Genomic DNA, 17500 nt, shown 5'->3' with positions numbered 1-17500 from the left:
GCGGGGCCTGTGCGGACAAGCCCCGCATCGAGTTGTCAGGCTTCGGTGACGCCGACGGTGTCGAGCGCGTTCAGCCGGGCGACACCACCGAGCCACGCGAGGCTCGGCTTCGGCGTGCGGACGAAGGTCTCCCGGTCGATGGCGATGAGCCCGAACGTCGGCTCCCAGTGACCCCACTCGAAGTTGTCGAGCAGTGACCAATGAAGGTACCCACGCACGTCGACGCCATCATCCATTGTGCCGCTGAGCCCCTCGAGCGCCTCCCGGGTGTACCGGATGCGCTGCTCGTCGTCGGCGGTCGCGATACCGTTCTCGGTGATCAGCACCGGCACACCACCGGTGACCTCCCAGGCGTGACGGACGGCCATCGCCAGCGAATCTGGGCGATATGCGGTGCCGACGAGGGTGTTATTCGGGTGCGGCGGGTGCGGCACGAGTCCGCGGGCATCGACCTGCTGACTCGAGTAAGCCTGCACGCCGACGAAGTCGTCGCCGCGGCTGCCCTCCCAGTAGACGTCCTCTTTGCCGTACCGGATCTCGAGCAACTTCTCCTCACCGCCCGGGGCCGCGGTGAGCGCGCCGGCGGCGATGGTCCAGCCGACCTTCGCGCCAGTGCGCTCGCGCACGATCGCCCGCGCCGCATGATGAATGGCCGTGAACGTCCGTCCGATCTCCGGATCGGCGTACGTCAGGAAGTCGCTGTGCGACTGCTGCTCCGACTCCCCCTCGGCTTCGACGGTCGGGCTCTGCCACTGCCCGCCGGCCTGTTGCATGCGGCGCATGGCGGTCATGATCGCGGCCTGCATGTTCGGTTCGTTCATCGTGACGACCCACTCGACACCATCGAGGATCGTGGTCGCCTCTGCAACGTAGGTCTGGAACCGCTCCGAGGCGTCGGGCGCCAACCAGCCGCCTCGCTCGGCGAACCATTGGGGTGTCGTGAAGTGCTGCAGGGTGACCACCGGGGTGACGCCGTGCTCGAAGCAACACTCGATCATGCGCCGGTAGTGGGCGAGCTCCGCCCGCGAGATGTGCCCCTGCACCGGCTCGATCCGTGACCACTCGAGGCTAAAGCGGTAGGAGGTGAGCCCGGCCTCGGCGAGGAGGGCGATGTCCTCGCGGTAGCGGTGATAGCTGTCACAGGCGTCGCCGGACAGTTCCATGCCCGGCATGGACTGCTCGCGCGCCCACCAGTCGCTGTTCACGTTGTTGCCCTCGATCTGGTGGCCGGCGGTCGCCGCGCCCCAGAGGAATCCGTCGGGGAAGGTCGTCGTCATGGTCGTCGATGCTCTCTCGTTCGTGGTGCGATGGTCAGATGGAGGCGACCGAAGCTTCGGCCACCGGAGTGCGGAACGGGCGGCGGGCGCTGAAGCGGCCGGGGCCGGCGTGGAACTCGGTACCGTCGGGGAAGCTGATCCGGGCTGTGGTCGCAGCCGGGATCACCGCGTCGATGAGCAGTTCACCGCCCTCCTGCCGCCAGTGGAGCGTGATCGTCCCGTTCGGCGACTCGTGGGAGCCCTTGGCCCAGGACAGTTCGGCGCCGGGGACGGGTGCGATGATGATGGCACCCCAGGCGATCGAATCCTCGGCCTGCCGGAGTCCGAGCGTGTACTCGTGGAGGAAGCGCGCGAAGGTCCCCTTGCTGTAGTGGTTGAGCGACTCGTGTGCGACACCGTCCGCGTCGATGCCCTCCCAGGCCTCCCAGATGGTGGTCGCACCGCGGTCGACCATGGTGAGCCAGGACGGCTCCGTGCGCTGCATGAGCAGCTCGTAGGCCACGTCCGCACGGCCACCCTCGACGAGCACGGGGAGCAGGTCCCCCGTCGAGAGGAACCCGGTGCCGAGGTGGGTGTCGGCTCGCCGGATGAGCTGCACGAGGCGGTCCAGCGCGGCGGCTCGACGGTCTTCCGGCAGCAGCCCGAAGGACAGTGCCCGGACGTAGGCGGCCTGCGTGTCGGTCTCGGTCGTGCCGTCTGGCCGGAGGTAGGCGGCCTGCCAGGCCGAGCGGACCTCCTCGGCGACCAGCGCGTAGCGGTCCGCCGCATCGTCCTGGCCGAGGATCGCCGCGATCTGCGCGAGCGTGGACGTGGAACGGAAGAGGTAGGCCGTTCCGACCTCGCCCTTGTCAGCCATGAACCAGGCCATCGGATCGTCGACGATCGGGTCGATCACCTTGCCGTCGGCGTCGAGCTCGCGCGGCTCTGTCCACTCACCCCAGTGGAACGTGCCGTCCCAGAGGAACTCCTCGAACGCCTCGGGCTCCGGCGAGCGCTGCTGCCGCGCGTGGTGGCGGGTCTCCCGGGCGCTGTCGATCGCCCACTCGACCCATCGGACCATCGCGTCCCAGTTCTCCGCGAGCACCTCGGTGTCGCCGTAGCTGCGGTACAGCTCCCAGGGCACCGCGACGATCGCGTCGCCCCAGCCCGCGGAACCGGTCATCATCGCGAACTGGTCGTCGAGGCGTTGTTTGATGCGGCGGCCGTCGGGAGAGAAGTTCGTGATGCGGCCGTCGTCGAGCTGGTCGTCACGGACGGAACGCAGCCACTTCCTGCTGAACCCACTGACGTCGCGGAGCCGCGTGGCCGTGGAGACGAACACCTGGTAGTCGCCGCTCCAGGCGAGCCGTTCCCGCGTCGGACAGTCCGTCGGGACGTCCACGGCGTTGCCGAGGAAGCTCCACTCGGCGAGTCGATGGAGCGCTTCCAGGTCGACATCGCTGCACGAGAACGTACCGGCTTGCGCGAGGTCGGTGTGCACAATCTGCATCGAGACCGTCGCCGGGTCGAGCGGCGCACCGTGTCGCACGATCCGTGCGTACTGGAAGCCGTGGACGGTGTGACGCGGTTCGAAGACGGCCGGCGTCTCCCCCGCGACCACCTCGTCGTGCTGCCGGAAGACCCGTGCCGGTTCGCCCGGACGGTGGGAGTCGAGGTGGGTGGTCGAGAGGTCGCCGTCGGCGCCGATGACCTCGCCGTAGTCGATCTCGGTCCGGGTACCCCGGGGCCCGAGGTCGTCGAGGCGAATCCACCCGGAGGCGTTCTGGCCGAAGTCGACGACCCACACGCCCTCGCGGAGCGCTCGGACGGTTCGCGGGGCGCGAGACTCGACCACCTTCACCGGCGGCGCCGGCGACCAGTCGATCGGCGGCGGGTCGATGACGGCATCGACGAGCACCCGGGTGGCCGGTATGTCGGCGGCCTCCGCATCGGCGGCCGTGAGGTCGACCGTCTGGCCGTCCATGAGGTCGGCCCGGGTGATGGTGGACGGCCGGCTCTCCCAGCGGTCGTCCGAACGGACGACGAGGGCGCTCCCGTCGGCGAAGTCGACGTGCAGCTCGGCGCGGAGACCCAGGACGGAGCCCCAGCCCGACGGGATGCGGAACGCCCCCACCTGACCTCGGTACCAGCCGTCGGACAGGTCGACGTCGAGACGGTTGGTGCCGGTCACCAGAGCGTCGGCGACGTCGAAGGCCTGGGCGTACAGGGTGCGGTCGTACGAGGTCGAGCCCGGGGAGAGCTCAGCCCGGCCGGCACGCACCCCGTTGACCGCCGCGGTGTAGACCCCGAGCGCGGTCGCGTAGAGCCGCGCGGACCGGACCTCCCGATCCACCGGGAACGCGACGGACAGGAGGTGGGCGGGACGGTTCCCGTAGCCGGGGTCTTCTGCTTCGACCGGCGAGATCCAGGCCGCCTCCCAGTCCTCGTCCAGCAAGCCGACCTCGAAGGACGCCGGCTCCGACCACTCGGCGGCCTCCTCGGTGGAGCGCACGCGCCACTCGACGCGCTGACGACTGGACAGCGGCGACCACGGCCAGTCGAGGTAGCGGTGCCAGTCCGCGAGCACGACCGGTTGCCGAACCCCGTCGATCACCGCCTCGAGCTCGAAGGCACCGATCGCACCCGCTCCTGGCTTCCAAGAGAGCCGCGGCGTCGCCCCGGTGACGACGAATTGGTCGCCGCCGCTGTCGACGGTGAGATCGTGGGGTGTCGTGTGCATGCGGTGGCTCTCTGCTCAGTGGTGCTGGACGGGGTGTCGACGGCGCGGCCGCGCCGGGTCAGCGGACGGCTTTGACCTTGGTGGAGACGATGATCCCGCCGAGGAGCGCGAGGACCGCACCCGTGAGGTAGAGGATCGTGTAGTTCTTCTCCGCGCCGGTCGCACCGAGGGTGATCACGACCGAGGCGAGCAGCGGCGCGACGGCACTCGGGATCTTCTGGGCGAAGGCGACGACCGCCATGTACCGGCCGGCCTCCTCGCGGTTCGGCAGGATGGCGAAGATGATCGCCTGGTCCACCGTCGCGAACACCGCGATCGCGGTCTGCATGAGCACCGCACCGATGATCAGCTGCGGCAGCGACCACGCGAACGCCTCGGCCAGGGCACCGGCGACGAAGAGGAGCGAGGCGATGAGCACGAACAGCCGCCGACGCTTGAGCTTGTCGGAGAGGAAGCCGCCGAGCAGCGCCCCACCGGCCGCGGCGACCACACCGAGCATCCCGATCGTGGCGACGACCCCGGCGACCTCGCGGACCGGGAGGTCGAGCCGCTGCGCGTAGAAGAAGGTGCCGAACGTGGTGTTGAAGTAGAGGCCGATGAAGAAGACGAAGCGACCGAGCCAGTTCCAGGCGAAGTCCGGGTACTTGCGCACGTTGAAGCCGTAGCTTCGGACGACGGAGCCGACGGTGACGGTGTCCGTCTTCGCGAGGTGCTTGGAGCTCCCCTCCGGCTTGATGAGCGGGAAGATCGCGAGGAGGACGGCGCCGATGACGCCGGGGACGAGGAACACGAGGAAGGTGCTGGACGACACCGCGTAGGCGACGCCGATGCCGAGGACCGGCGCGATCTGCGTCATGAGCCCGGTCAGTGCCGACACCTTGCCGCGCTGCGACTCCGGGAGCTTGTCCGCCTGCAGCGTCTGGATCGCTGCGCCACAGATGGACCAGCCGGACATGCCGAGCACCCAGCCGGCACCGACGATGAGGAGGTCGGGCGCGAGTCCCATGACGATGAGGCCGATGAGGCCGATCCCGACGCCGAGGAAGATGAACGGCGTGCGGCGGCCGAGGCGTGAGCGGACGCGGTCGCTCCAGATGCCGACCATGGGGCTGATGACGAGGTAGACGAGCTGGGCCGTCCCGGTGATGTAGCCGAGCACCTCCTCGTGACCCGGCGCGAGCTCGGAGATGCGGACGGCGATACCGTACGACAGCGGCACCATCATGGCCATGGACGCGCCGAAGCTGGCGAGCATGAGCCAGAAGATGTAGGAGCGGCTGACCGGGGTCTGCGGTTCCTGCACGGTGGCCGGGGCGGCGTCGAGTCCGTCGGGTTCGGGCTGCGCGCCCGGGGTGGGCTGGGCCGCGGCGAGACCGGCTGCGGCGCGGGCGGTGGGATCGGGTTCGTTCGGGGACACCATGACTCCTTCATCGGGTGTGTCGACCGGCTACGGTGCTGGTCTGCGTCCGGGCGACAGCGGTGTGCGACTCCGGCAAACTGTAACCACCATGGTTACTGTTTGGAAACAGTAACCATCGCGGATACAATTGGCAAGTCCCGGGCAACACCTGTCCGATCGACGCGAGGAAGGCCGAGCATGACGACGAGCACGGCGACGAACATCGCACCGGAGGGGAACCCGACCCGCGGTCGACGTGGCCCCCGCGGCCCCTACGCGACGACACCGGCCCGCCGCGCCGAGATGATCCGGGCGGCGTCGGCGAGCTTCGCCGAGCACGGCTACGAGCGGGCCTCACTGCGGGACATCGCCTCCCGCGCGAGCGTCACGCACGCCGCGCTCCTCCGCCACTTCGCGACGAAGGACGACCTCCTCCTGGCCGCCCTCGCGCAGCGGGACGCCGACGACCTCGAGCTCGCCCAGCGCATCATGCAGTCCAGACTGCCGGCGGACCGCGTCCTGAGCGCGGTGCTCGAGGAGGACTTCGCCCACCCCGAGCAGCAACGCAACTGGCTCGCGATCACCATCGCGGCCACGAACCCCCACCACCCCGCGCACGACTTCTTCATGGCCCGCCGAGCCCGCATGCGCGAGCACTTCACCGACAAGCGGCTCTCGACGGCCGCCGACGGGGAGCAGCTCACCGCCGATGACAAGGTGACGATGACGCTGGCGATGATCGACGGTCTGCGCATCCAGGCGCTCCTGGACCCGGAGCGCGAGACCCTGCCGCTGCTCGAGGCCTTCATGCGCCTGATCGCGTCCCCGGAGGACGGCGCCACCACGACGGTGTGAGGTCAGTGGGCCGGCGAGTCCACACCGCTCGTGCGGATGACGTCGAAGCCGCGGAGCGCCTCCGCGACCGCCTGGGCGGGAGAGGCGTCGCGATCGCCGGCCGCCCACCAGGCCAGCGCCTCGTCGATCGCCGCCTGTACCGCGGCCCCGACGGCTCGCGGCACGATGTCGGAGGACGAGGCGCCGAGACGCCGCGCGACGAACTCGATCGTCTGTTCGCGCCAGCGTCGATAGGTCTCCGGCCTCGTCTCACGCAGCTCCGGGGTCGTCGCGATGAGGCGCATCCGGGCGCGGCCGACGGCGAGGGCGTCGGCGTCCTGATCGAACACGTCGAGCACGACGGCGGTGATGGCGTCGGCGATGGGCAGTGAATCGCCGGCCGTCGCGAAGCCGTGAGCCAGCGCATCGATCGCCCCCTCGATGCCACCCCACACGATGTCGGCTTTCGTCGGGAAGTACCGGTGCAGGGTGCGGACACTCACCCCGACCTCGTCCGCCAGCACGCCCATCGTCGTGCCCTCGTACCCGCGGCGGTAGAGCACGTCGAGCGCTCGGGACCGGAGTTCGTCAGGTTCGGAGACGGGCGGGCGGCCGGGGCCCCGTTTGGCGGTCATGCACCCACGCTAGCGCCCGCGCGCAGGTCGTTTTATGACATACTCTGCCAATACCGTTGCCACGACATGGAGGTCGTCATGCCCTACCCCTTCCCCGATGTCTCCGAGACCCCGCTCGCAGACCTCCTCTCCCTCGCCGGGCGACGCGCCGTCGTCACCGGAGGCGCGCAAGGACTGGGCAAGGCCATCGCCGTCCGACTCGCGGAGGCCGGCGCCGACCTCCTCATCGTCGACCTGCATGAGGACGCCGCGCGCACCGCGGCCGACGAGCTCCACGCGCGGTTCGGTGTCACGGCCCTCGGAACCCGCGCCGACGTGAGCGACGCCGCAACCGTCGCGGCCGCCGCAGACCTCGCCGTCACCGAGCTCGGGGGGATCGACGTCTGGGTGAACAACGCCGGCGTCTTCCCCAACGCCCCGGTGCTCGAGATGGACGACGAGACCTGGGACCGGGTCTTCGCCGTCAACGCCCGCGGCGTCTTCCTCGGGGCGCGCGAAGCGGCACGACGCATGACGGCGGACGGGTCCGGCGGCGTCATCGTGAACATCGTCTCGACCGCCGGCGTCCAGGTCGCCTTCCCGGGCATGTCCGCCTACGTGAGTTCGAAGCACGCGGCGCTCGGACTCACGAAGTCGCTCGCGGTCGACCTCGCTCCGCTCGGCGTCCGGGTCCTCGGTGTCGCGCCGAGCTTCGTACCCACGGAGGGGAATCTCGCCGTCGCGGCCGCCGCCGCCGAGGCCGCCGCTGCAGCCGGCGTCGAGCTCCCGAAACTCGATGTCATGAACCAGAGCCTCATCGGACGCTTCGGCACCCCGGACGACATCGCGCGCGTCGTCCTCTTCGCCGCGAGCGACCTGTCCATGATCATGACCGGCAGCACCCTGCTGGCGGACGCAGGAGAGACCCTGTAGTTCCTCAGGCTTGGAGCCGACGGGCCCACCCATCTCACCAGATCAGAGCACTCACTAGCGCTTGTTGGCAGAATGTCCTAACATTAGGACACATTCTCACCCGGTTCAGCGTCGACAACCGGCCCATCGGGGCCGGAGGCGGGAACACGCAAAGGAGCGAACAACGTGTCTCATGGTGGAACGATCACCAATGCCGTGAAGGTGGCCCTGCCGCCACTCGGCAACGGCCCCTACAACCGACGCCTCGGCCTCGTCGCCGTCATCGCGACCTTCGGCGGGCTGCTCTTCGGCTACGACACCGGCGTCCTCAACGGCGCTCTGTCGTTCATGATGGAGTACTTCGGCCTCGACTCCTTCCAAGAAGGACTCATCACCTTCACCCTGCTGATCGGTGCCGCCGTCGGCGCCTTCTTCGGTGGGCGTCTGTCGGACCGCCTCGGTCGCAAGCGCAACATCCTCATCATCGCCGTCCTGTTCTTCATCGGCGCCGGCGGCTGCGTCATCGCCCCGACCTACGAGATCCTGCTCGTCTTCCGCTTCATCCTCGGCCTCGCCGTCGGCGGCGCCTCGGTCACGGTGCCGGTCTACCTCGCCGAGGTCGCGCCGTTCGAGAAGCGCGGCAGCCTCGTCTCCCGCAATGAACTGATGATCGTCGGCGGGCAGTTCCTCGCCTTCGCCATCAACGCCATCATCGGCAATGTGTGGGGCTCCAACGACCACGTCTGGCGCTACATGCTCGCCATCGCCGTGATCCCCGCGTTCGTCCTGTTCTTCGGCATGCTCCGGATGCCCGAGAGTCCGCGCTGGCTCCTCGCTCGCGGTCGCGACGACGAGGCCCTCGAAGTACTCCGGCAGGTGCGCTCCGAGGAGCGGGCCGTCGCCGAGATGGAAGAGGTCCGCCAGCTCTCCGTGATCGAGAAGGACGAGCAGTCTGGCACGTTCATGGACATCGTGCGGACCCCGTGGATCCGACGCCTCCTCTTCATCGGCATCGGCATCGCCGCCTACCAGCAGCTCACCGGCATCAACTCGATGATGTACTACGGCACCCAGGTGCTCGAGGCGGCCGGCTTCACACGGAACGCCGCGCTGAGCTTCAACGTCCTGAACGGTGTGATGTCCGTCACGGCGATGCTCGTGGCGCTCTCCATCATCAACCGCTTCAACCGTCGCTCGCTGATGCTGTTCGGCTTCATCGGGACCACGACGATGCACCTGCTCGTCGGCGCCATCGGCCTGGGGCTCCCCGAGGACAACCCCGTTCGCCCATGGCTGCTCCTCATCGCGATCCTGCTCTTCATCGGGATCATGCAGGGCACCATCGGCCCCCTCGCCTGGCTCATGATCGCCGAGATCTTCCCACTGAAGATGCGCGGCGTCATGATCGGCATCACCGTCCTGGTGCTCTGGTCCACGAACGCGATCATCTCGCTGGCGTTCCCCTCGCTCGTCGAGTCGCTCGGTTTCGGAACGTTCCTGCTCTTTGCAGCGGTCGGTCTCCTCGCCATCCTCTTCGTCGCGACGAGCGTCCCGGAGACGAAGGGCAAAAGCCTGGAGTCCCTCGAGGACCACTTCAAGGAGCAGTACAAGACCTTCTGATCCGCTTCCGTCATCCGCCGAACGGCCCGCCCTCATCGAGAGGACGGGCCGTTCGGTCGCGCCGGGCGCCACCCGTCGACGTCGTGCGCGCTTCGTCTGCCGGCGGCGTCAGACGGACGAGACGTCGACCCACGCGCCGAGCCGGTCGCTCTGCCGCGCCGCCTCGAGGATCGCGAACGTCGCCAGCGAACCCTCGACAGGGACGGGGAACCCGCCCGACCCGGAGTCGACGGCGTCGCGGACACCCGCGTAGAAGTCCTGCCACCGGCCGTCGGCCCGCGGGTACGGCCGACGCTCACCACCGACCGTCGTCAGCCTGCCCCAGCGCTCGCGCGGCTCGACGCCCCACCCCCGGTCGCCCGGTCGCAGACCGGCGAGCACCTGCTCGGTCTGGATGTCGAGTCCGTCCAGGGTGATGGTCCCGGAGCTTCCGGTGACCCGAAGGCGCGGACGACCGTCCGGTTGGAGGACGTCGGACGCGACGATCGACCGGACACCGTTCCGGTGCTCGATGACCAGATCGAACGCGTACTCGTAGGCGTCAGCGGGTCGACGGTCGATCGTCGCGAACACCCGGTCCGCCGGTCCGAGGGCTTCGCGCACCTGGTCCACGACATGACTCCCGAGGTCGAGGAGCTGGCCGCCCCCTGACCCGTCGGCAGTCGCCTCGGGCTCCCAGCGGTCGAGCACGTTCTCGACCGTCCGGAGGTCACCGACCGCTCCGGAACGGACGATCGCCCGCAGCGTCCTGGACTCCGAGTCCCACCGCCGGTTCTGGAACACGCTGAGCGGCACACGCCGCTCGGCGGCGTAGGAGACGAGCTCGCGGGCCTCGGTGAGGCTGACGGCCATCGGTTTGTCGACGATCACGGGTACGGCCGCGTCGATCACCTGTTTCGCGAGAACGATGCGCCCCGACGGCGGCGTCGAGATCGTGACGAGGTCGACGCCGGATGCCAGCAACTCGGCCACGGTGTCGAAGGCGGGGACGCCAGGATGATCCGATGCCAACTCCGCGCGTCTCGCCGGCGAACGGGTCACCACACCGGCGAGGACGCCCTCGCCGAGTGCGGCGACGAACGGGGCGTGGAACGTGCGCCCGCCGAAGCCGTATCCGACGAGGCCGAGTCTCACGCGCCGGCTCCCGCTCCCTCACCCGAAGCGGCCGCACGGCCGGCGTCGACGAGCGCACGCAGGCGGTCGAGCTGGAACCGCGAGACCTCGTCGGCGCGCTCGTCCTCGGCGAAGACATTGGAGACGACGATCGCGTCCTCGCGATCGAGGAAGCCCGTGCGTCCGAGCGTCGCGAAGAGTCCCGTCCAGTCGACGTCGCCGTCGCCGATCGCGAGGTGCTGGTGCACCCGTGCCGCGTTGCCCGGCGGGTTGCTGATGTACCGGAGGCCGTGCGACCGGTGGTGGTCGAAGGTGTCGGCCGCGTAGACCGCGCCGAGACGCGCACCGATCTCGGGCAGCAGCGTGGCTGCGCGGTCGCCGTAGTGGAAGGTGTGCGAGGCGACGTAGACGAAGCCGACGGATGACGAGTTCAAGCCCCGGATGATCCGCCAGGCCTCGAGCCCGTCCTCGACGAAGTCGTCGGGGTGCGGATCGAAGTTGATGCGGACGCCCTCGCGCTCGGCAAGCGGCAACAGGGTCTCCATCGAGCGGTAGAAGGCGGCCTCCGAGTCCTCGCTGCGCTCCGGGCGTCCGCTGAACTCGGTGTTGAGGGTGTCGACGCCGAGTTCCACGGCGAGGTGGATGATGCGCGAGAAGTTGCGGACGGCAGCCTCCCGCTGCGGCTCCTCGGGCGAGGAGACACGTTGCACCGGCAGGAGCGCAGGGATGGTGATCCCGGCGTCCGCGACGCGCTTGCGCAGGGCGGCGACGAGGGCGTCGTCGGCCTTGGGGTAGCGGAAGAACGGCCCGAAGTCGGCGTGCGGCGTCAGCTGCAGGTGGTCGTACCCGAGCCGTGCGGCGATGTCGGGGAAGTCGAGCAGCCCGTGGTCGTGGTGGTACGGGGTCGGGTCGAGAGCGATGCGGACCATCGGGGAACTCCTTCGTCAGTGCGGCCGGCCGGTGCCGCGTGGGACCCCGGCCGGACGCGGATCAAGCGTAGAACGCGGGGCGCTCGGGAACGGCGATCGGCACCGGGCCGTCGGTGGTGAGGGCCGCGACTCCCGCCTCACACGCGAGTGCCACCTTGTAGCCGTCCCAGGCGTTCGGCCCGTCGACGAGGGTGCCCGCGCGGACCGCGTTCACCCAGCGCTGGACCTGCTCGTCGTAGGCCGCGGCGAACCGCGTCACGAAGCTCGTGTGGTCGGCGACGCTGAAGCGGCCGTCCTTCCACTGCTGGAGACCGGAGGGCTGACCGATCCTCGCGATGCTCTCGGCGAAGACCGCCTCGGTCGCGACCTGATAGCCGAACTGGACGCTCACGTTCATCTCGACGTCGACGAGGACTCCGTTCGCGAGCTCGATGATGACGAGGATCGGCTCGCGCAGGTGGTCAGGGCTCAGCCGGTTGCGACGCGGGTACTTCACCTCGACGCTCGCGACGGTCGAGCCGGCCACCCACGGCAGCACGTCGAACTCGTGCACGACCGAGTCGGTGATGAGCATCGTCTGCGTGTAGGTGTCGGGGACGACCGCGTTGCGGTGGACGCCGCGGAGCATGAGGAGCTCGCCGGCGTCGCCCGACTCGACGAGGGCGCGCAGCTGCTGGTACTCGGCGTCGAAGCGACGCATGAACCCGACCTGGATGTGCGGACGGTCGAGCTGCTGTTCTGCCTCGAGCACCCGCCACGACGACGTGGAGTCTGGCGTCAGCGGCTTCTCGCAGAGGATCGGGAGTCCGGCGGCGAGTGCCGGCAGGAGTACCGGCTCGTGGAACTGGCCGGGGGTCGCGATGAGGACCGCGTCCACGGCCCCGGCCGCGATCGCGTCCTCGATCCGGTTGAACGCCTGGGCACCGGGCGCATTGGCGGCCGCGGCTGCGGCACGTCCGGCGTCGGGTTCGATGATCGCCGCGACGACCGCACCACTCACCCGCTCGGTGATCCGTCTGACGTGGTCGGCTCCCATCAGGCCGGCTCCGACGATGCCGACCCGGAGGTCGCCCGTCCGGGCGTCGGTCCCGGTGGGACGGTCGGTGGTCTGGGTGGGGGTGCTCATGGCGTCGGTGCCTTCCGTGGAGTCTGACTGGTCGAAGTGGGTTCAGCTGACGCGTGCAGCGGCGGTCTCGCCGAAGATGTGCTCGCGTGTGCGCTTGGCGATGGGGAACGGGCGATCGATCGAGCAGCCGTACATGTCCTGCTCGACGATCCCGAAGATCTGCGGGTCGAGTGCCGCGACGCGCTCGATGATCGGGCCGAGCTCCGGTACGCCGAACGGCGGCTCGACCATGATGTCCTGGGTGACGGCCTCGGCGAACGGCACGTCGTTCTTCAGGACGTCGAACAGCAGGCTTGTATCGACCTGCTTCAGATGCAGGTAGCCGATCCGCGACGGGTGGTCGTCGATGAGCTTGAGGCTGTCGCCGCCGTAGTAGGAGAAGTGGCCGGTGTCGAGGCAGAGGTTCGTGTACCGCTCGTCGGTCTCGGCGAGGAAGCGCTCGACCTCCCTGGTCGTCCCGACGTGGCTGTCGGCGTGCGAGTGGAACTGCTGCTTGATCCCGAACTCCTCGAGGAGGGCCTTGCCGAGGCGATCGTGACCAGCGGCGAGCTTCGCCCACTGCTCGTCGTCCAGTGTGCGCGCCTCGAGGACCTCACTCGTCGCGTCGCTCCGCCACAGGTCCGGGATCACGACGAGGTGCTCGGCCCCGAGCTTCGAGACGAGGCCGGCGATGTCGAGCGCCTGGTCCCAGGCCCGCTTCCACTGGTCGTCGCCCTTGTGAAACCCAGTGAAGACCGTTCCGGCCGACAGCTTGAGACCACGGGAGCCGAGTTCATCGGCGAGCCGGTTCGGGTCCGTGGGGAGGTAGCCGTACGGACCGAGTTCGATCCACTCGTATCCGGAGGCGACGACCTCATCCAGGAATCGCTCCCACGGGACCTGCTTCGGGTCGTCGGGGAACCAGACGCCCCAGGAGTCGGGAGCGGTGCCGATGCGGATCGACGGAGTGGTGGTGGGTTCTGACATCGGGTTCCTTCGATACTCGTTCGTGTGTCTGTCCGGCGCTCAGCCGAGCAGCGGCTTCTGGGTGGCTTTGATCTCGGCGTACTCCTCGTAGGCACGCTGCGTGCTCGGCAACTCCGAGACCGCGGGGACGGGAACGTCCCACCAGCCTTCGCCGTCAGGCGCGTACAGCAGCGGATCGCTGTTGATGTGGATGAGCGTCGTCCGGTCGGAGGCCTTCGCCGTTGCCATGGCCGCCCTGAGGTCGTCGATCGACGACGCGCCAGGCTGGACCTCGATCACGTCGACGCCGTAGCTGCGCGCATTGGCCGCGAGGTCGACGGGCAGGATCTGCTCGCCCTGGAAGTTGCGGGCCTCGGCGTCGAGGCTGCGGTACCAGGTGCCGAAGCGCTCGGATCCGACCGTCTCCGAGAGGTGTCCGATCGAGGCGTACCCGTGGTTCTGGATGAGGACGACGATGAGCTTGATGCCCTCGGCGACCGCGGTCACGAGCTCCGTGTGCAGCATGAGGTACGACCCGTCGCCCACCATCACGACCACGTCGCGGTCGGATCCGCTCGCCTCGGCACCGCGCTTCACCCCGAGCCCGCCGGCGATCTCGTACCCCATGCAGGAGAAGGCGTACTCGACGTGGTAGCCGAGGGCGTCCCGCACGCGCCACAGTTTGTGGAGGTCGCCGGGGAGCGAGCCGGCCGCCTGCACGATCACGTCCTCAGGGTCGGTGCTCGACTGCACGACACCGATGATCTCGGCCTGGCCGGGGAGCGCGAGTCCGGACGGCACGAAGGCCTCGTCGACGACCGCGTCCCATGCCGCCTTCTCGCGGCGGACGGTCTCTGCGTGGTCGGCGTCGACGCGGAAGCCCGCGAGCTCGGTCTGCAACGCTTCGAGCGTCTCCCGCGCGTCCGCGACGACGGCGATCTGCGTGCCGTGCTTGTACGCGTCGAAGCTCGCGACGTTGACGTTGACGAAGGTCACACCCTCGGCCTGGAACGCCGTGCGGCTCGCCGTGGTGAAGTCGCTGTAGCGCGTCCCCACACCGATCACGACATCGGCTTCCGCCGCGAGACGGTTGGCCGCCGTGGTCCCGGTGGCGCCGATCGCGCCGGCGTTCTGGGGGTGGTCCCACACGAGTGAACCGCCACCGGCCTGCGAGGTGCCGACGGGGATGCCGGTCGCCTCGACGAGCAGCCGCAGCGCCTCCTCCGCGTTCGAGTAGATCACTCCCCCGCCCGCGACGATGATCGGACGCTTCGCCCCGCGGATCGCCGTGACGGCGCGAGCCAGTGCCGAACGTTCCGGCAATGGACGGCGCAGGTGCCACTCGCGGTCCTGGAGGAACTCGATCGGCACCTCGACGGTCTCCGCCTGCACGTCCTCCGGCAGGGCGATCGTGACCGCGCCGGTCTCGGCCGGGTCGGTGAGGACACGCATGGCGGCGAGGGCGATCGAGAACAACTGTTCGGGCCGCTGCACCCGGTCGAAGAAGCGGGACAGCGGACGGAACGCGTCGTTGACGGTGATGCCGATGTCGTGCGGCAGTTCGAGTTGCTGGAGGACCGGGTCGGCGACGCGCGTCGAGAAGGTGTCACTGGGCAGCAGCAGCGCCGGAAGCCGGTTGGTCGTGGCGAGGGCCGCACCGGTGAGCATGTTCGCGGCACCCGGGCCGACCGAGGCCGCACTCGCGAACGTGCCGAGGCGTCGGTGCATGCGGGCGTAGCCGACGGACTGGTGCACCATCGCCTGCTCGTTCCGCGCCTGGAAGTACGGCATGAGGTCGGGCTCGAGCGCGTTCGCCTGCTTGAGCGCCTGCCCGAGACCCGCGACGTTCCCGTGTCCGAAAATGCCGAACATGCCGGGGATGGTCCGCTCACGGTGGTCGCCGTCCACGGTCCACTGGTGACCGAGGAACTCGACGAGCGCCTGGCTCACCGTCATCCGCTTCGTCCTGGGGTTCGTCGCCATCACTGCTGTCCTTCTGCGTCGGTGCGGGTGTTCGTCAGAGATGCTGTGGGACCGACGTAGGGCAGCCGCGGGTCGATGTCCTGGCCCTCCCAGCTCTGGCGGATCCACGCGTGTGCGGGGTCGTCGCTGATGTTCCAGACCCGTTCGTGGTCGGGTCCGGCCATGACGTTCAGGTAGTAGAGGTCGTACCCCGGCGCGGCGACGGCAGGACCGTGGTATCCGAAGGGGACGAGCGCGATGTCACCGGTGCGGACGATCGCGGTGATGTCGATCTCCCCGGCGGGCGAGGAGTAGGTGGCGAACATACCGAACGGGTCGGCGGACGCCGGTGCCGTCAGCCCCTTCGACACGGCGGACTCGAAGTAATAGATCTCCTCGAGTCGCGACTCCTCGCCGGGCACCGACTCGTCGTGCTTGTGCGCGGGGTACGACGACCAGTTCTCCGCGGGGGTGACGACCTCGCAGACGATGAGCTTCGCAGCGTCGAGCGCGTCCGGCGTGCCGAAGTTGTGCACCTGTCGGCTGGACCGCCCAGCACCGCGCAACTCGACGGGCACCTCGTCGGCGCGCACATGGCGGGTCGGGAGCGCGGTGCTCGCGGGTGCCTCGGCGACGGCGACCCGGCCGGAACCGCGCAGCGTCCCGGCCGTCCCGACGCCGAGGTAGAGGACATCGGTGGGGCCGTCGAAGACGGACGCTCGACCGCCGAGCACCGCGGTGTCGGCGTTCCCCTCGCCGTCGGACCACTGCACGGAGAACGAGCCGGCGAGCGGGACGACGAGGCGTTCCACCGCCCCGGCCGGGAGCCCGAGCTCGTCGTCACCCGAGAGTTCGGCGACGCGGAGACCGGTGTGCTGCCAACCCTCGGTCGCCCCGTCGACGACGCTCTCCCAGCCGTCGCGGGAGAGGTCGCCCTGCTCGTACATCCACTGCATGATGTTCACTCCGTCGTGTGTGATTCGATCTTGCCGCTCGGCCCTGCCCTTCGACAGCATCCGGAACCGCTTGTCGAAGGGCGGTCGGGCCGGGAGCCTCAGTTCTGGGGGAAGCCGAGGTTGATGCCGCCGTGGGAGGGGTCGAGCCAGCGGGAGGTGATGGCCTTCTGCTGGGTGAAGAACCGGACGCCCTCGGCGCCGTGGGCTTTGGTGTCGCCGAACAGGGAGTCCTTCCACCCGCCGAAGGAGAACGTCGCGACCGGCACGGGGATGGGCACGTTGATGCCGATCATGCCGACCTGGATCTCGTTCTGGAACCGCCGGGCGGCGCCGCCGTCGTTGGTGAAGATCGCCGTCCCGTTCCCGAACGCCCCGCCGTTGATCAGCGCGACGCCCTCTTCGTAGGACTGCACGCGGACGACGGCGAGCACGGGTCCGAAGATCTCCTCGGTGTACACCTTCGACGTCGTCGGGACGTTGTCGATGAGGGTCGGGCCGAGCCAGAACCCGTTCGGGTCGCCGTCGATGGGCGTGTTGCGGCCGTCGACGACGATCGTCGCGCCGTCGGTTTCGGCGATGTCGAGGTAGGAGGCGACCTTGTCGCGGTGCACCTTCGTCACCAGTGGCCCCATGTCGCAGTTCCGTCGGCCGTCACCGATCCGCAGGGTCGCCGCGCGTTCGGCGATCTTGGCGATGAGCTCGTCCGCGACGGGCTCGACCGCGACGACGACCGAGATCGCCATGCACCGCTCGCCCGCGGAGCCGAAGCCGGCGTTGATCGCGGAGTCGGCGACGAGGTCGAGGTCGGCGTCGGGCAGCACGAGCATGTGGTTCTTCGCCCCGCCGAGCGCCTGGACGCGCTTACCGTGTGCGGTGCCGGTCTCGTACACGTACTTCGCGATCGGGGTGGAACCCACGAAGGAGATCGCGCGGACGTCGGGGTGGGTGAGGAGCCCGTCGACGGCCTCCTTGTCACCGTTCAGCACCGTGAACACGCCGTCGGGGAGCCCGGCTTCCTTCCAGAGCTTCGCGAGCCAGATCGCCGCGGACGGGTCTTTCTCGCTCGGCTTCAACACGACCGTGTTCCCGGCCGC

14 protein-coding genes are annotated in these 17500 nt (G+C 69.2%); 3 read left to right on the top strand and 11 right to left on the bottom strand.

What is annotated here, in order from left to right; all coding sequences use genetic code 11:
- Positions 1-35: 35 nt before the first annotated feature.
- Genes BIU99_RS04565 through BIU99_RS04555 form a run of 3 tightly spaced genes read right to left on the bottom strand, consistent with a single transcriptional unit; the run spans position 36 to position 5416 of the window.
- Complete coding sequence (locus BIU99_RS04565) at positions 36-1277, bottom strand: glycoside hydrolase family 1 protein (RefSeq protein WP_071259889.1); 1242 nt, start codon at positions 1275-1277, stop codon at positions 36-38.
- A 34-nt stretch (positions 1278-1311) separates the two neighbouring features.
- Positions 1312-3996 carry an alpha-L-rhamnosidase gene (locus tag BIU99_RS04560; protein WP_071259886.1) on the bottom strand — a complete coding sequence of 895 codons (2685 nt, stop codon included), beginning with the start codon at positions 3994-3996 and terminating at the stop codon, positions 1312-1314.
- A 58-nt stretch (positions 3997-4054) separates the two neighbouring features.
- Positions 4055-5416: an MFS transporter gene (locus tag BIU99_RS04555; protein WP_071259883.1), complete on the bottom strand. Its 1362-nt coding sequence runs from the start codon at positions 5414-5416 to the stop codon at positions 4055-4057.
- Positions 5417-5593: 177 nt separating this feature from the next.
- Here BIU99_RS04555 and BIU99_RS04550 point away from each other — a divergent pair, with 177 nt between their 5' ends.
- On the top strand, positions 5594-6250 hold the full coding sequence (locus BIU99_RS04550) for a TetR/AcrR family transcriptional regulator (protein WP_071259881.1): 657 nt from the start codon (positions 5594-5596) through the stop codon (positions 6248-6250).
- A 2-nt stretch (positions 6251-6252) separates the two neighbouring features.
- Here BIU99_RS04550 and BIU99_RS04545 read toward each other — a convergent pair whose 3' ends face one another.
- The gene (locus BIU99_RS04545; protein ID WP_071259879.1) at positions 6253-6864 is read right to left on the bottom strand and encodes a TetR family transcriptional regulator; all 612 of its coding nucleotides are present in this window, start codon (positions 6862-6864) and stop codon (positions 6253-6255) included.
- A gap of 78 nt (positions 6865-6942) precedes the next feature.
- On the opposite strand from BIU99_RS04545, the gene BIU99_RS04540 reads away from it, so the two are divergent.
- Together BIU99_RS04540 and BIU99_RS04535 are read left to right on the top strand one after the other, a co-directional pair.
- Complete coding sequence (locus BIU99_RS04540; RefSeq protein ID WP_071260326.1) at positions 6943-7776, top strand: SDR family NAD(P)-dependent oxidoreductase; 834 nt, start codon at positions 6943-6945, stop codon at positions 7774-7776.
- Positions 7777-7941: 165 nt separating this feature from the next.
- A complete protein-coding gene (locus tag BIU99_RS04535; protein WP_071259877.1) occupies positions 7942-9375 on the top strand; it encodes a sugar porter family MFS transporter in 1434 nt (477 codons plus the stop codon).
- Between the two features lie 108 nt (positions 9376-9483).
- On the opposite strand, the gene BIU99_RS04530 is transcribed toward BIU99_RS04535, so the two are convergent.
- The 7 genes from BIU99_RS04530 to mmsA all read right to left on the bottom strand — a co-directional run.
- Complete coding sequence (locus BIU99_RS04530) at positions 9484-10509, bottom strand: Gfo/Idh/MocA family oxidoreductase (protein ID WP_071259875.1); 1026 nt, start codon at positions 10507-10509, stop codon at positions 9484-9486.
- The gene (locus tag BIU99_RS04525) at positions 10506-11417 is read right to left on the bottom strand and encodes a sugar phosphate isomerase/epimerase (RefSeq protein ID WP_071259873.1); all 912 of its coding nucleotides are present in this window, start codon (positions 11415-11417) and stop codon (positions 10506-10508) included. The genes BIU99_RS04530 and BIU99_RS04525 overlap by 4 nt, the downstream gene beginning before the upstream one ends.
- Before the next feature lie 61 nt (positions 11418-11478).
- Positions 11479-12543 carry a Gfo/Idh/MocA family protein gene (locus BIU99_RS04520; protein ID WP_071259871.1) on the bottom strand — a complete coding sequence of 355 codons (1065 nt, stop codon included), beginning with the start codon at positions 12541-12543 and terminating at the stop codon, positions 11479-11481.
- 42 nt (positions 12544-12585) lie between these two features.
- Entirely contained in the window at positions 12586-13509 is a 924-nt protein-coding gene (locus tag BIU99_RS04515; protein WP_071259869.1) for a sugar phosphate isomerase/epimerase, read from the bottom strand.
- A 39-nt stretch (positions 13510-13548) separates the two neighbouring features.
- A complete protein-coding gene (gene iolD / locus BIU99_RS04510; RefSeq protein ID WP_071259867.1) occupies positions 13549-15471 on the bottom strand; it encodes a 3D-(3,5/4)-trihydroxycyclohexane-1,2-dione acylhydrolase (decyclizing) in 1923 nt (640 codons plus the stop codon).
- On the bottom strand, positions 15471-16406 hold the full coding sequence (iolB, locus tag BIU99_RS04505) for a 5-deoxy-glucuronate isomerase (protein ID WP_139205355.1): 936 nt from the start codon (positions 16404-16406) through the stop codon (positions 15471-15473). Before iolB ends, iolD begins: the two co-directional genes overlap by 1 nt.
- Before the next feature lie 98 nt (positions 16407-16504).
- Positions 16505-17500: CoA-acylating methylmalonate-semialdehyde dehydrogenase (gene mmsA, locus BIU99_RS04500; RefSeq protein WP_071259863.1), on the bottom strand; the 996-nt coding region annotated here is incomplete at its 5' end.

The sequence above is a fragment of the Plantibacter sp. MMLR14_011 genome (assembly GCF_001865025.1).
GTDB classification, from domain to species: Bacteria; Actinomycetota; Actinomycetes; order Actinomycetales; family Microbacteriaceae; genus Plantibacter; species Plantibacter flavus_A.
The sequence above is the reverse complement of the archived record's forward strand: the minus strand, read 5'-3'. Positions and strand labels throughout refer to the sequence as shown.